At 62.7% G+C, this 12,995-nt stretch carries 12 protein-coding genes; 2 read left to right on the top strand and 10 right to left on the bottom strand.

The features are described 5' to 3' along the window. Window positions 1-30: 30 nt before the first annotated feature. The 5 genes from M5C71_RS32070 to leuS form a co-directional block, all read right to left on the bottom strand. On the bottom strand, window positions 31-1,341 hold the full coding sequence (locus M5C71_RS32070) for a lytic murein transglycosylase (RefSeq protein ID WP_248746873.1): 1,311 nt from the start codon (window positions 1,339-1,341) through the stop codon (window positions 31-33). Window positions 1,342-1,420: 79 nt separating this feature from the next. Further along, on the bottom strand, window positions 1,421-1,582 hold the full coding sequence (gene arfA, locus M5C71_RS32065; protein WP_103495818.1) for an alternative ribosome rescue factor ArfA: 162 nt from the start codon (window positions 1,580-1,582) through the stop codon (window positions 1,421-1,423). Window positions 1,583-1,672: 90 nt separating this feature from the next. Next, window positions 1,673-2,710: a DNA polymerase III subunit delta gene (gene holA / locus M5C71_RS32060; protein WP_248769583.1), complete on the bottom strand. Its 1,038-nt coding sequence runs from the start codon at window positions 2,708-2,710 to the stop codon at window positions 1,673-1,675. Window positions 2,711-2,750: 40 nt separating this feature from the next. After that, complete coding sequence (gene lptE, locus M5C71_RS32055) at window positions 2,751-3,356, bottom strand: LPS assembly lipoprotein LptE (protein ID WP_152741740.1); 606 nt, start codon at window positions 3,354-3,356, stop codon at window positions 2,751-2,753. A gap of 88 nt (window positions 3,357-3,444) precedes the next feature. After that, window positions 3,445-6,051, bottom strand: a complete 2,607-nt coding sequence (gene leuS / locus M5C71_RS32050; protein ID WP_103495820.1) for a leucine--tRNA ligase — start codon at window positions 6,049-6,051, stop codon at window positions 3,445-3,447. Window positions 6,052-6,274: 223 nt separating this feature from the next. Here leuS and M5C71_RS32045 point away from each other — a divergent pair, with 223 nt between their 5' ends. Together M5C71_RS32045 and M5C71_RS32040 are read left to right on the top strand one after the other, a co-directional pair. After that, a complete protein-coding gene (locus M5C71_RS32045) occupies window positions 6,275-6,592 on the top strand; it encodes a hypothetical protein (RefSeq protein WP_152741742.1) in 318 nt (105 codons plus the stop codon). A gap of 121 nt (window positions 6,593-6,713) precedes the next feature. Beyond that, window positions 6,714-7,475 (top strand): YdcF family protein, encoded by a 762-nt coding sequence (locus M5C71_RS32040; protein WP_248769582.1) that lies wholly within the window; start codon window positions 6,714-6,716, stop codon window positions 7,473-7,475. A gap of 126 nt (window positions 7,476-7,601) precedes the next feature. On the opposite strand, the gene lnt is transcribed toward M5C71_RS32040, so the two are convergent. The 5 genes from lnt to miaB all read right to left on the bottom strand — a co-directional run bounded on the left by lnt (window position 7,602) and on the right by miaB (window position 12,862). Then, window positions 7,602-9,125, bottom strand: coding sequence for an apolipoprotein N-acyltransferase (lnt, locus tag M5C71_RS32035; protein ID WP_248769581.1), 1,524 nt, complete (start codon window positions 9,123-9,125; stop codon window positions 7,602-7,604). Window positions 9,126-9,133: 8 nt separating this feature from the next. Further along, window positions 9,134-9,973: an HlyC/CorC family transporter gene (locus M5C71_RS32030; RefSeq protein ID WP_103495824.1), complete on the bottom strand. Its 840-nt coding sequence runs from the start codon at window positions 9,971-9,973 to the stop codon at window positions 9,134-9,136. A gap of 34 nt (window positions 9,974-10,007) precedes the next feature. After that, a complete protein-coding gene (ybeY, locus tag M5C71_RS32025) occupies window positions 10,008-10,466 on the bottom strand; it encodes an rRNA maturation RNase YbeY (protein ID WP_103495825.1) in 459 nt (152 codons plus the stop codon). Next, a complete protein-coding gene (locus tag M5C71_RS32020) occupies window positions 10,459-11,460 on the bottom strand; it encodes a PhoH family protein (protein WP_103495826.1) in 1,002 nt (333 codons plus the stop codon). The genes ybeY and M5C71_RS32020 overlap by 8 nt, the downstream gene beginning before the upstream one ends. A 73-nt stretch (window positions 11,461-11,533) precedes the next feature. Continuing rightward, window positions 11,534-12,862 (bottom strand): tRNA (N6-isopentenyl adenosine(37)-C2)-methylthiotransferase MiaB, encoded by a 1,329-nt coding sequence (gene miaB / locus M5C71_RS32015; protein ID WP_248769580.1) that lies wholly within the window; start codon window positions 12,860-12,862, stop codon window positions 11,534-11,536. Window positions 12,863-12,995: the final 133 nt, after the last annotated feature.

Raw genomic sequence — 12,995 nt, 5'->3', positions numbered from 1 at the left:
AAGCCAGCTCCTACAGGGGGCAGTGCGCTTCTACCGGCTACGCAAGCTCTCCAGCAGCTTGTGATTCGGATAGCCATCCGCCGGCCAGCCCAACACTTGCTGGGCCCCACGAATCGCCTTGCGGGTATTCGCCCCGATAATCCCATCGGGATTGCCTGCGTCATAACCCTTGGTGCTGAGCAGGGTCTGCAACTCGATCCGCTCGGAACGGCTCAACGGCAGGTCCTCCTTCGGCCAGTCGCCACGAATCAGACCCGCACCACCGAAGCGTTGGGACAACAAGCCCACCGCCAGCCCATAGGACGACGAATTGTTGTACTTGAGGATGGCGCGGAAGTTATCCAGCACCAGGAACGCCGGGCCGCGATAACCGGCCGGCAGCAGCAGGGCGGCGGACAGCGACGCCGAGCCATTTGGCAATACGGCGCCCGCTGGCAAGCGAATACCCATTTGCAGCCACTCGTTCACCGTCTTGCGGATCGTGCCGTCGGCCTGGGCGTAGTCGAAGGCCTGTGGCAGCACCACTTCCAGTCCCCACGGCTGCCCACGCTGCCAGCCGGAGCTTTGCAGGTAGTTGGCGGTGGAGGCCAGGGCATCGGCCGAGTCATTCCAGATATCGCGGCGACCGTCACCGTCGAAGTCCACCGCGTAGCTGTTGTAGGTGGTGGGGATGAACTGGGTCTGGCCCATGGCTCCGGCCCAGGAACCGAGCATCTGCTCAGGCTGGATATCGCCATGCTGGATAATCTGCAGCGCCGCCAGCAACTGGGCCTGGGCGAATCCCGGGCGGCGGCCTTCATAGGCCAGGGTCGCGAGTGAACGGATCACCGACTTGTCGCCCTGGAACTGGCCGAAATTGCTTTCCATGCCCCATACCGCCACCAGGGCCTCACGGTCGACACCATAACGTTGTTCAATGCTCGCCAGCAGCGCGCTGTTCTGTACCAGCAGGGCCTGGCCCTTGCGCACACGCACGGGGGACAGGGCGCCGTCGAGGTATTCCCAGACCGGACGGGTGAATTCCGGCTGGCTGCGGTCGGCCTTGATCACGCTCATGTCCGGGGTGACACCGGCAAAGGCGGCGTCGAAGATGGCGGGCGTGATGCCGGCTCTCAGGGCTTCGATACGGAAGGCGGACATCCATTCATCGAAGCTTTGCGCAGGCTGGATCGTCAGGTCGTCATTGACCTGTGGCTGGGTGGTGACCGGGGCTGCGGGGAGGGTTTGCAGCGGCTCGGCGTCGGCGGCGGTCGGCTTTTCCGCGCAGGCAACTAACAGGATGAAGCTGGTGGCGGCGAACAGTCGACGTAGGGGACGACGAAGGGTAAGGCAAAAGGGCATGCGCGGGTCCGGATAATGCGAATCAGGTGCTGACCTTACCATGCTTGAGGGGGTGGAGTCGTGATGGCGCTCTATGCTTTCAGGCCGCCAGAAAGTAAGAAGCCTCCCAGCTTTTAGACTGGAAGGCTTCGCGGCGGTAGCTGCCTTTGCCCTTCGCCGGTTGTTCCTGACGGCTGCGGAACAGTGGCTGGGCGATGATGGATTTGGCTTTATTGGGACGCTGCCGGGACGGCTTGCTCATGGACGTGCACTCTTGAGGTGTGTTGAAGAGTGCGAATCATCGGGCAGATGTGGCTGTCTGTCCAGTGGGGGCATTTGGCTATGCTGGCGGTTATTCCGCTGGCAATGCCAGGCGTTGTCCACACATCAACAGGCTCAGCCGACTCAGGCTGCTCCATGGGGAGCCCGCCGCCTGGCCCTTGATCTGCGCGTCGATGCGTTGCGCGTCCAGCAACAGCTGGCTCCAGCGTTGCGCCGAGTGCCGTTGCAGGGCCTTGCTCATCAGCGGCTTGCGTTTGTCCCAGACCGGAGGGCGGGCCTGGCTGAAGGCCTTGTCCAGCGGTGTGCCCTGGCTGTATTGCAGCGACAGGTTGGCCAGCAGCCGCAGTTCCCGGGCCAGGGCCCAGAGAATCACCGGTGGCTCGACCCCTTCGCCACGCAACCCTTCGAGCATCCGCAAGGCATGGGCCGCTTCGCCGTTAAGCACCGCATCCACCAGGCCAAACACATCGAAACGAGCACTGTCGGCCACAGCCGCCTGCACCGTTTCCACAGTGATCTGTCCACCCTCGGCCATCAGCTTGAGCTTTTCGATTTCCTGGGCAGCGGCCAGCAGGTTGCCTTCGACCCGCGCGGCAATCAGTTCCACCGCGTCCTGCTGGGCCGAAAGGCCGGCCTGGGACAGGCGCTGGCGAATCCACTGCGGCAGCTGCGCGGCGTCCACCGGCCAGATCTGAATGAACTGAGTGGCCTGGCCTTCGACCAGGGCCTTGCCCCACTTGGTCTTCTGCGCGCTGCCATCGAGCTTGGGCAGGCTGATCAGCAGCAGGGTGTCTTCGGCCGGACGCGAGCAGTATTCGATCAGTGCCGCGGCGCCCTTGTCCCCGGGCTTGCCCGAAGGCAGGCGCAGTTCCAGCAGGCGTTTTTCGGCGAACAGCGACATGCTGGCACCGGCTTGCAGCAGCGTGCCCCAGTCGAAGTTGGCGTCGGCGCTGAACACCTGGCGTTCGTCGAAACCCTGTTGGCGAGCGGCACCACGAATGGCGTCGGCGGCTTCCTGGCACAGCAGCGGATCGTCGCCGCTGATGACGTAGACCGGCGCAAGGCTGCCTTGCAGGTGTTTGGCGAGTTGGGCGGGGGCGAGTTTCATAGGCGGGCAACGGCGGGGCGCCCAGGGCGCCCCGACAGGCTTATTGCTTAGGCAGTTGCAGCGGCGATTGCTGCGGCTGCGACGCTTCGTACTTGCGCGCGGCTTCCAGGGCGTCGGCATCGGCCTTGGCCTTGTTGTCGGCGGTCTGTTGCAGGGCGTCCAGTTGCTCCGGTGTCAGCAGTTGCAGGCGCAGGACCATCTGTTGAATCAGGTCACGACGCATTTCCTTGCGCAGCTGACCCGCCTCGGCGTCGCCGGCAGTGATGTTGTTGCCGTCGTGCACGTAGTACTTCTGTATTTGCAGCTTGCCGGTCAGCAGTTGCAGGTCGTGGTCGCCACGGATTTCATAGTACAGCGCGGTATTGAGCTCGTACTCGGCGTTGCGGCCGGAGCCCGAGTAGGTCGCGTCACGCTGGGTTTCCTGCTCGTCGGTCAGGACCAGCTTGTAAGGCGCGCCGCTGTAGACCTTGACGCCGCTGTGCTCGAGGACCTGGGTCAACTGCTTGACCGTGTCGCCATAGGCGTTACGGGCACTGACCGACAGTTCCTTGATGGTCAGTTGGTTGGTGCCGGTGCCGCGCAGCTGGAAGCCGCAGGCGCTCAGCAGCACGGCGAGGCCCATTACCAGCAAATTGCGTTTGATCATCTTGTTGCTCCCCTTGAAACCCTGTGGGTCGACGGTGCGACCGCGGAAGTCTTGCAAGGCGCCCGCAACAGCAGGCGCCCGATCCTGTTCAGCTGGCGACAATATTGACCAGTTTGCCGGGCACGACGATCACTTTACGAATCGTCAGGCCATCGGTGAAGCGCAGTACGTTTTCGTTGACCCGCGCCGCCGCTTCGATTTCTTCACGGCTGGCGCTGGCCGGCATGTCGATCTGGCCACGCAGCTTGCCGTTGACCTGGATCACCAGTTGCAGGCTGTCCTGGACCAGCGCGCTGTCATCCAGCACCGGCCAGCTGGCGTCGATGATGGCGCCATCGTGCCCCAGGCGGTTCCACAGCTCGTGGCTGATGTGCGGGGTGATCGGGGCCAGCAGCAGGGCCACGGTTTCCAGACCTTCCTGGACCAGGGCTCGATCCTGCGCGGTGCCTTGCGGGGCTTTTTCCAGCACGTTCATCAGCGTCATCACCTGGGCGATGGCGGTGTTGAATTTGTGGTGCTGGCCGACATCCTGGCTGGCTTGCTTGATCGCCAGGTGGATCGAGCGACGAATGACTTTCTGCTCATCGCTCAGTGTTGCCAGCTCCAGCTTGCCCGGCAGGCCCTGGGTCACATGGGCCTGAGCCAGGCGCCAGACGCGCTTGAGGAAGCGGTGCGAGCCTTCGACGCCTGAGTCGGACCATTCCAGGCTCATGTCGGGCGGCGAGGCGAACATCATGAACAGGCGGCAGGTGTCGGCGCCATACTGCTCGATCATCGACTGTGGATCGACGCCGTTGTTTTTCGACTTGGCCATCTTCTCGGTGCCGCCGATTTCCACCGGCAGGCCATCGCTGATCAGCTTGGCGCCAATGATCTTGGCCTTGCTGTCGCGCTCGAGTTCGACGTCCGCCGGGTTGAACCAGGTGTAGCCGCCGTTGGCTTCGCGACGGTAGTAGGTCTCGGCGACCACCATGCCCTGGGTCAACAGGTTCTTGAACGGCTCGTTGGAACTGACCAGGCCTTCGTCGCGCATCAACTTGTGGAAGAAGCGTGCGTAGAGCAGGTGCAGGATCGCGTGTTCGATACCGCCGATGTACTGATCCACCGGCAGCCAGTGGTCGGCGGCTTTCGGGTCGACCAGGCCACCCTCGTAGTGCGGCGAGGCGTAGCGGGCGTAGTACCAGGACGACTCGACGAAAGTGTCCATGGTGTCGGTTTCACGCTTGGCCGGTGCGCCGCATTTCGGGCAGCTGCACTCGTAGAACTCGGGCATGCGCGCCAGTGGCGAACCGGCGCCGTCCGGCACCACGTCTTCCGGCAGTACGACCGGCAGCTGGTCTTCCGGGACCGGCACGTCACCGCAGGTGTCGCAGTGGATGATCGGGATCGGGCAGCCCCAGTAGCGCTGGCGGCTGATGCCCCAGTCGCGCAGGCGGAACTGGGTGCGCGAGGCGCCGAGGTTTTTCTTGATCAGCGCGACTTCCATGGCGTCGAACGCGCCGGCGAAGTCCAGGCCGTCGAACGTGCCGGAATTGATCAGGCTACCATGTTCGGCGTAGGCGTCCTGCCACGGTGCCGGGGTGGTATCGCCCGAGCTGGTGCGCACCACCGACTTGATCGGCAGGTTGTACTTGTGGGCGAACTCGAAATCACGCTCGTCGTGGGCCGGTACGGCCATGACCGCGCCGTCGCCGTAGTGCATCAGCACGTAGTTGGCGACCCACACCGGCAGTTGCTCGCCGGTCAGCGGGTGCTCGACGAACAGGCCGGTCGGCAGGCCTTTCTTTTCCTGGGTGGCGACGTCGGCTTCGGCGACGCTGCCGCCCTTGCATTCGGCGATGAACGCCTGCAGCTCGGGGTTGTTGCGCGCGGCCAGGCTCGCCAGCGGATGCTCGGCGGCCACGGCGACGTAGGTCGCGCCCATCAGGGTGTCCGGACGGGTGGTGAAGACTTTCAGGCTGCCGGCTTCGCCGATGGAATCGACGTGGTACGGGAACTGGACTTCCATGCCACGGGACTTGCCGATCCAGTTGCGCTGCATGGTCTTGACCTGTTCAGGCCAGCCCGGCAGTTCGTCGAGGCCTTCCAGCAGCTCATCGGCGTAGGCAGTGATCTTGAAGTAGTACATCGGGATTTCGCGCTTTTCGATCAGCGCGCCGGAACGCCAGCCGCGGCCGTCGATCACTTGCTCGTTGGCCAGTACGGTCTGGTCCACCGGGTCCCAGTTGACGGTACCGTTCTTGCGGTAGATCACGCCTTTTTCGAACAAACGGGTGAACAGCCATTGTTCCCAACGGTAGTAATCCGGCTTGCAGGTGGTCACTTCGCGGGACCAGTCCACCGCCAGGCCCAGGCTGCGCAGCTGGGTCTTCATGTAGGCGATGTTTTCGTAGGTCCACTTGGCCGGTGCGACATTGTTCTTCATCGCGGCGTTTTCCGCCGGCATGCCGAAGGCGTCCCAACCCATGGGTTGCAGGACGTTCTTGCCTTGCATGCGCTGATAACGCGCGATCACGTCACCAATGGTGTAGTTGCGCACGTGCCCCATGTGTAGCTTGCCGCTGGGGTAAGGGAACATCGACAGGCAGTAGTACGTCTCCTTGCCTGGCTGTTCACTGACTTCAAAGGACTTTTGCGCATCCCAGAACGATTGGGCGGCGTTTTCGATTTCACGGGGCTGATAGTGTTCGTGCATGGCTACTTGTACTGGAAAGGGTGGCCTAATCCTCTTCAACGCATCCGTCAGGCGGTGCTGGAAGTGGAGTTACAGGAAGCGCCGTAGCATACATGACGCCGCTCTATCGAGGGAAACCCTGATTGCACCGCCCAAGCCGTTGGTCGCGGCGGTCGGCTGGTTTGCCGGACACCGCTAAGCTTGGAAGAGGGGGAGTGATTCTTATCTTCAATGAGGTGAGCGGATGGTGGAGTCGCAGCGATATGTCATGAAACCCGAGTTGTACGAACGTTTGATCGTCCGTCTGGGGCATGCCCTGGACGCAGCCAGCACGGCGGCGCGCTTGCGTGATGAGCGGCCCGCCGAGTTGGAGTTGCGTGGCTTGAGCCATGCCGAGTTTGAATTGATCAGGGCCTACCTGGATCTCAGTGGGCAGGATGTGCCTGTGCCGTTTTCCGTTTTGGAGTACAAGGTGCCACCCCGTTCGGCCGAGATCATCTGGTTGAAAGACAAAATGCCCAATCCCGGTTCGGCGAAGTTCAAGTCCGCGGGGGTCAAGTAAGGTTCGCCCGGCGGCGTGCTGTTGTCTGTCGCTAACCTGGCTTCGGTTTGAAGTCATTGTTCCAGAGGTTGTTGATTGACCCCGATGCACTTAGGCTTCGGGCATCTTCTGGAGGTGCCCGATGCCTGTTCGTTACATCCTCAAACAATTGTTCATGCCTCCCGGCCTTCTGTTGCTGTTGCTGTTGTGCGCCTGGTGGTTTCGACGCACTCGGCCGCGCCTGGCGGGTGTGTGTTTTGCACTTGGCCTCGGCGGGTTCTGGTTGATGAGCCTGCCGGTGATGGTGGAATGGGGCGCGCGGGCGCTGGAGACGGTGCCGCCGCTTGAGCGCAGTGAGTGGGCGGGGCTGGCGCAGCGGGCCGATGCCATTGTGGTGTTGGGCTCGGGGCGTGAGCGCGGTGATCCGGCGTGGGGCGACGATCAGCCGACCGGCATCGGTCTGGAGCGCCAGCGCTATGCGGCGCGCCTGGCCAAGGCTTCGGGACTGCCGATGCTGACCAGTGGCGGTTTGCACTACGGTACGCCGCCGAGTGAGGCGGCGTTGATGGCGGCGTCGATGCAGAGTGATTTCGATGTGACGGTGCGCTGGCAGGAGGGGCGTAGCACCACGACCTGGGAAAATGCCCAGTTCAGTTATGAGCTGCTGGCACCGCTGGGGATCAAGCGCGTGGTGGTGGTGACCCATGCCGCGCATATGTCGCGGGCGATGTGGAGCTTTGAAAAAGCAGGCTTTACCGTGGTGCCGGCGCCAGTGGGCTTTTTCGGGCAGGACAATGCGAGGCCGGCGGGAGGCTGGATGCCGGAGTTCAAGGCGATCTGGCGCAGTGGGCAGTTGATCAATGAAGCGGTGGGGCAGGTGGGATACAGGCTGTTCTACCGTTAGATCGCAGTATTGAAGAAAACACCGAACCTGTAGGAGCAGGGCTTGCCCGCGAAGCTTTCAGCGGTCTTGAGGCCGCCTTCGCGGGCAAGCCTTGCTCCTACAAGGTTATGCGGTGTTTGGTCGGGTTCAGACCGTCTTGGCAATGCGGCTGGCCAGCAAGGCCCAGCCGAACAGCAAGCCACACAGGATGATCAACGGCCACGAACGCCACTGCAGGTAAGGCGTCAGCTCGTGCATCGGCACCACTTCGCCATACAGGATGCCCTGTTCGAACTGCGGGATGCGCGTGGTGATCTCGCCAAATGGGTTGATCAAGCCGGTGACACCGTTGTTGGTCGCCCGAATCATCCAGCGTCCGGCTTCCAGGGCACGCATCTGGGCCATTTGCAGATGCTGCAAGGGGCCGATCGAGGTGCCGAACCAGGTGTCGTTGCTGATGGTCAGCAGCAGGTCGCTGCGCGCCGACAGGCTGGCGGCGAACTCCGGGTAGACCACTTCGTAGCAGATGAACGGGGCGATTTGGTAACCCTTGGCCTGCAACAGCGGCTGGTCAGCCGGGCCACGGGCGAAATCGGACATCGGCAGGTTGAAGAAGTCGATCAACCCACGCAGCAGCTCTTGCAGCGGCACATATTCACCAAACGGCACCAGCTTCTGCTTCAGATAGGTGCCATCACCTTCGCCGGTCACGGTGATGCCGTTGTAGTAGCGCTTCTCGTTGTCCACCACCTGGCGGATCGGTACGCCGGTGATCAGCGCCGAATGCCGGTCCGCGGCAAAGCGGCCCATCATCGCCAGGTAGCCCTCGGCCGACTCCTTCAGTATCGGCACGGCGGTTTCCGGCCAGACCAGCAGGTCCACGCGCTTGGAGCGAAAGCTCAGGTCGCGGTATAGCGCCAACTGGGCATCGACCTGTGCAGGATCCCACTTCATGCTCTGCTCGATATTGCCCTGCACCGCCGCCACCGTCAGCGGTTCGCCCGCCGGGCTGGTCCAGGCGTGATGCTTGAGCGCGATCCCCGCCACCCAGGGACCGAGCAGCAGTACCACACCCACGGCGATAAAGCCCTTGCGTCCGGCCTGGAGCAGTCGGCGGGCGTTGTACAGCAGCGCCGCGGTCAGGGCCAGGGCAAAGGAGATCAACCAGATGCCACCCAGCGGCGCGAGCCCCGCCAGCGGGCCGTCGAGCTGGCTGTAGCCGGAATAAAGCCAGGGGAAACCGGTCAGGAACCAGCCGCGAAAGGCTTCCTGGCCCACCCACAAGGCGGCGAAGGCCAGGGCATCGGCCAGCGGCGCTTCGTTGCGGCGTATCCAGCGTGCCCAGAGCCAGGCAGGCAGGGCAAAGAACCAGGCAATGGCTGCCGTGAACGCGAGCATCAGGAAACCCGCCAGCAACATCGAAGCATCGCCGTAGGTATGGATACTCACGTAGATCCAGCTGGTACCGGCGCCGAACAGGCCGAACCCGAAGCACCAGCCGCGCCCCAGTGCCTGGCGCGGCGACAGCTCGCGCAGGCCGGCGTAGAACACGCCCACCGCCAGCAACGCCAAGGGCCAGATATCGTACGGCGCCAGGGCCAGGGTGGTCAGTGCGCCGGCCACCACGGCCAGCAGATTACCGGGCCAGCCGGGGCGGGTTAAGCGCAGCATGTGAATCCTTAGCGACTAATGGGGGTCAGGCGGATCAGGTGGATGCGACGGCTGTCGGCATTCAGGATGCGGAAACGATACGCCCCGATTTCGGTGATTTCATTACGCTTGGGCAGGTGCCCGAACGCACTCATCACCAGGCCGCCAACGGTGTCGAACTCATCATCGGAGAATTCGCTGTCGAAGAACTCGTTGAAGTTCTCGATCGGCGTCAGCGCCTTGATCAGGAAGTCGCCACTGGGCAGGGGCTTGATGTAGCTGTCTTCCTCGACATCGTGCTCGTCCTCGATATCGCCGACGATCTGTTCCAGCACGTCCTCGATGGTCACCAGGCCCGCCACACCACCGTACTCGTCGATGACGATGGCCATGTGATTATGGTTGGCGCGGAACTCGCGCAACAGCACGTTCAGGCGCTTGGACTCGGGGACGAAGGTCGCCGGGCGCAGCAGGTCCCTGATGTTGAAGGCGTCGCCGTTTTCCTGCAGCACCAGCGGCAACAGGTCCTTGGCCAGCAACACACCCATGACATCGTCATGGCTTTCGCCGATCACCGGGTAGCGTGAGTGCGCGGCGTTGATGACCGACGGGAGGAATTCGCGGGGTGTCTGGGTCGCCTTGATGCTGATCATCTGCGAGCGCGGGACCATGATGTCCCGGACCTGCAGGTCTGCGACCTGGATGGCGCCTTCGACGATGGCCAGCGCTTCGCTGTCCAGCAATTTGTTCTGGTGGGCTTCGCGCAGGAGCTCCAGCAGCTCCTGGCGGTTTTTCGGCTCATGGGCAAAAGCCTGGGTCAGTTTACCCAGCCAGGACTTCTGCCCGTTGCTCGATCGATCTTCGCTCATAGCGATTTACTCGTATCCCTTGGTGGTGGAGTGATCAGTGTTCATCATCGATATAGGGGTCGGGATGACCCAATTCGGCAAGCAACGTTCGTTCCAGTGCTTCCATTTCCTCGGCTTCCTCGTCATCTATGTGGTCGTAGCCCAATAGATGCAGGCAGCCGTGAATGACCAGATGGGCCCAATGGGCCTCCAGTGCCTTGCCTTGTTCGCCGGCTTCACGCGCGACCACCGGAATGCAGATCACCAGGTCGCCCAGCAGCGGGATATCCAGCAATTCGTCCGGCACGTCGGCGGGGAAGGACAGCACGTTGGTCGCGTAGTCCTTGTGCCGCCAGGTGTGGTTGAGCTCGCGGCCTTCGGCTTCATCCACCAGGCGGATGGTCAGCTCGGAGTCGGCCGTGCGCTGGCGCAGGGCCAGTTCGCACCAGCGGCGAAACTCGGCGTCGGTCGGAGCGGGGGCGTCAGAGGCCCGTTGCAGATCAAGCTCAAGCATCGCGGCGGGCACCCGGGGTGTCTGCTTCGGCACTGTTTTCAAAGCGCTCGTAGGCTTCGACAATCCGCTGCACCAACGGGTGGCGGACCACGTCCTTGGGCATGAAATGGGTGAAGCTGATGCCCGGTACGTCCTTGAGGACCTTGATCACGTGGGCCAGTCCGGATTTCGTGCCCTTGGGCAGGTCGACCTGGGTGATGTCGCCGGTGATCACCGCCGTGGAGCCGAAGCCGATACGGGTCAGGAACATTTTCATCTGTTCGACGGTGGTGTTCTGGCTTTCGTCGAGGATGATAAAGCTGTTGTTCAGGGTCCGGCCGCGCATGTAGGCCAGCGGCGCGACCTCGATAACCTGGCGTTCGATCAGCTTGGCCACGTATTCGAAGCCGAGCATTTCATACAGGGCGTCGTAGAGCGGGCGCAGGTACGGGTCGATCTTCTGGGCCAGGTCGCCGGGCAGGAAGCCGAGTTTTTCACCGGCTTCGACCGCCGGGCGCACCAGCAGGATGCGGCGTATCTGCTCGCGCTCCAGGGCATCCACGGCGCAGGCCACGGCCAGGTAGGTCTTGCCGGTACCGGCCGGGCCTATGCCGAAGTTGATGTCGTTGCCGAGGATTTCCTTCACGTAGAGCTGCTGATTCAGGCCGCGGGGGCGAATCATGCCTTTCTTGGTGCGCAGGGCCACGCTGGCTTCGGCCACCGGGTTGTTGCGCAGGTCTTCGTCGCCCGATTCCTGCAGGAACAGGTGGACCATGTCCGGCGACAGCTCGGTACCCTTGGTTTCCCGGTACAGGCGGCGCAGCAGGTTTTCCGCGGAGGAGGTGAGCTTGGGTTCGCCGATCAGTTCGAACTGATTGCCGCGATTGCGGATCTCGATGGCCAGGCGTTGTTCGATCAAGCGCAAATGCTCGTCGAACTGCCCGCACAGATTGGCGAAGCGGCGAGCCTCGAAAGGCTCGAGGATGAAACGATGAGGTTCGATGGGTGCGTTCAAGGTCGTTTTTAGCCGCCCGACGGCAATTGAGATGAAATCAAGGATAACGCTAGCAGCCCGGGGGTGAAAGCTCTCATTGCAGCATCGAGCCGCGCAGTGAATGGGGTTGTGCCGCATCGATGTGCACGTCGATAAACTGCCCGATCTGCTGGGGATTGTCGCAGCGGAAGTTGACGATACGGTTATTCTCGGTGCGGCCCTGCAATTCTCCGGGGTCTTTCTTCGAATAATCGGTCACCAGGATGCGCTGGATCGTACCGACCATTTGTCGGCTGATCTCGAATCCCTGCTGGTTCAGGCGATGTTGCAGGGTATTGAGGCGCTCTTTCTTCACCGCTTCCGAGGTTTCGTCCGGCAAATCCGCCGCAGGCGTACCGGGGCGCTGGCTGTAGACGAACGAATAGGAGAAGTCGAAACCGACGTCTTCGATCAGTTTCATGGTTTGCTGGAAGTCTTTCTCGGTTTCGCCGGGGAAGCCGACGATAAAGTCCGAGCTGATGCAGATGCCCGGCACGGCGGCGCGCAATTTGCGCAGCTTGGACTTGTATTCCAGCGCCGTGTGGTTGCGTTTCATCGCCGAAAGAATCCGGTCCGAGCCCGACTGCACCGGCAGGTGCAGGTGCTTGACCAACTGCGGAACCTCGGCGTGGGCCTGGATCAGGCTGTCGGAGAACTCCAGCGGGTGCGAGGTGGTGTAGCGGATCCGCTCGATACCGTCGACGGCGGCGACCACGCGGATCAGCTCCGCCAGGTCCGCCAGGCGGCCGTCATGGGTGGTGCCGCGATAGCCGTTGACGTTCTGTCCCAGCAGGGTCACTTCGCGCACGCCGTGCTCGGCCAGGTGGATGATCTCGGCGATCACGTCGTCGAACGGCCGGCTGACTTCTTCGCCACGGGTGTAGGGCACCACGCAGAAGGTGCAGTACTTGCTGCAGCCTTCCATCACCGAGACATAGGCGCTCGGGCCGTCGATGCGCGGTTCGGGCAGGTGGTCGAACTTTTCGATTTCCGGGAACGACACGTCCACCTGCGGCAGCCTGGTCAGGCGCGCGGCGTCGATCATTTCCGGCAGACGGTGCAGGGTCTGGGGGCCGAAGACCACATCGACATAGGGCGCGCGGTCGCGAATGGCGGCGCCTTCCTGGCTGGCGACGCAACCACCGACGGCGATCACCATCTCCGGGTTCGCCAGTTTCAGTTCGCGCCAGCGGCCCAGCTGTGAATAGACCCGGTCCTGGGCGCGCTCGCGGATCGAGCAGGTGTTGAGCAGGATGACGTCCGCGTCTTCGGCGCGGGCGGTGACTTCCAGGGCCTGGTGTTCGCCCAGCAGATCGACCATGCGCGAGCTGTCGTACTCGTTCATCTGGCAACCGTGGGTTTCGATGTAAAGCTTCTTGGCCATGGAGTTTCATCAGGTGGTTCAAAGAACCGCGCATTATAGTGGTCATCGCGCTTGCTTCCTAGCGCTGTGCGTTCGGCGGCTATGCTATAGTTCGCGCCCTCTTTTTTATCCCCCGATGTGTTGCCCGCCCACC

Origin of the sequence: Pseudomonas sp. MWU12-2345, from assembly GCF_023242385.1 — a bacterium.
Taxonomy (GTDB): domain Bacteria; phylum Pseudomonadota; class Gammaproteobacteria; order Pseudomonadales; family Pseudomonadaceae; genus Aquipseudomonas; species Aquipseudomonas gingeri_D.
Note: the sequence above shows the minus strand (reverse complement) of the source record. Positions and strands in the feature narration are given on the sequence as shown.